Consider the following 1,684-nt stretch of genomic DNA (forward strand, 5'->3'; position numbering starts at 1 on the left):
GACGGTGGTCGTACTCGTGCAGTTGATACTAATGGTCTGCTTGGGATTACACTATCTAACGGAGCTAATTACACGCCTTCTACCAATTTATCATCTACAACCCCAATCGTCTTGCCGGTTGAGGGTCAGAGTTTTGCTGATATTGGTATGTTCGTTCCTACTGATACTACTTCAGTCGCTTTGAGTTCTCTTATTGGTCCTCCTTATAATTATTGGGGGGATGATGATGGTGATTCTGGTGTTACTGCTACAGGTTTTTTAAGTTTATCTATCGTCGATAAAAACGGTCAATCTGTATCACGTGATACAGTGTTAACGACATGTACTGATTCTGCACCTTATAGGATTAAGTTATCTAGTACTAACGGTACATTATCTACTCGTTACGGTTTTCCTGATCGTAGTACTTTCAGTGCCAGAAGTGAGACTTATTACGTCAATCCTAAGGCTTCGCCGGTGGTTTGTTTTGCCAGACCTAATTTGAATTGGGGTACAGGTGAATATGCTGGCCCATCTTCAATGTGGGACCCTTATAAAGGTTTTATCCCTCAGTCAACAGACCCGTCACTTTACGGTAGAAACTTTCCTACAACTGGTGCTAATGGGCTGTACTTTGATTTACTCATTAGTGGTGTAAGTCAGCCATTGTCTTGGTCTTCTGTTTCTCGGGGTGGTATCACAGTCACAATGTCTAATTCTACTGCTACAAGCGTTCGCGTTACTTTAACGGGTCCTTACGCTACCTCATCCCAGCATCGTTCTGACAATCCTGGTCGTATTTCTACACCATCTTTGCCTCAGACATTCGAGTTGGTCGGTCGTGATAGTAATGGTGCTCCAGTCGTCAAATATGGTTTTACTTTGAAGCAGTGGTTCGTCAACCGTGGTTTTAAGCGGGACTATTATCCTCAAACCTTATCTTGGTGTAATAGTATTGGTTATCAAATGCCTCGCGTAAAGGATTTAACTAATGCATCTCGTGATTGGAATGGTAACCCTATATCCATCGGCGCCACCCCTTCCTCCCCAGGTAAGTATTACATGCGTCATATAGGTTCTGGTTTTTTCAGTGAGTGGGGCATCATGTCCCATTACTCAGGCGTTGGCTTCGACTACGATTGGTACTGGACTAGTGACCCGAATGGTAGTCACCAGTTTCTCGTGACCACAGGCAACGGTGATGTGTATTGGTTCTACGACGACTACTACGGACTTTGCTCCCATCCTTAGTTTTTATTTCTTCGTCCTTAATCCTTAGGGCGGGGGTGGGGGTGATAAAAAATAGTATTAGGTGATTAAAAGTAAGCTGACTCAAGGAGTCAACGTCGTTTAGCCATAAAAAAAGCGATTTTGCGGCTAAGCGACGTTTGAATTACCCGCCTCGGCGGGTTTATTTTTGAGGTATTTTATCTCAAAAAAAGTTGAGGAGTGGGGTTTTTAGGGGTTCTAAATTTCACTTAAAAATTATTAAATGATCCAAATCACTAAATTTCTAATTCAAAGCCCTAAAATAAAATTTTTGAGGATCAATCGCTCTGATTTTAAAGATTTGTAATTGAAATATATTTAATTAAAACAAAAATTAACCGGTTAACTTTCAGATCCTTTTTAGATCCTATTTACAAAAGTTAACGTAAATGAGCGAAAAAAAGTGTTGCATCGTGTTTTTCCAATCACTATACTT

At 40.9% G+C, this 1,684-nt stretch carries 1 pseudogene; it reads left to right on the forward strand.

The features are described 5' to 3' along the window. A pseudogene (locus J3U16_RS11860) lies at positions 1-1,230 on the forward strand (hypothetical protein); the annotation flags it as partial. Positions 1,231-1,684 lie beyond the last annotated feature (454 nt).

The organism is Gilliamella sp. B3023 (assembly GCF_026536845.1).
Taxonomy (GTDB): domain Bacteria; phylum Pseudomonadota; class Gammaproteobacteria; order Enterobacterales; family Orbaceae; genus Gilliamella; species Gilliamella apicola_E.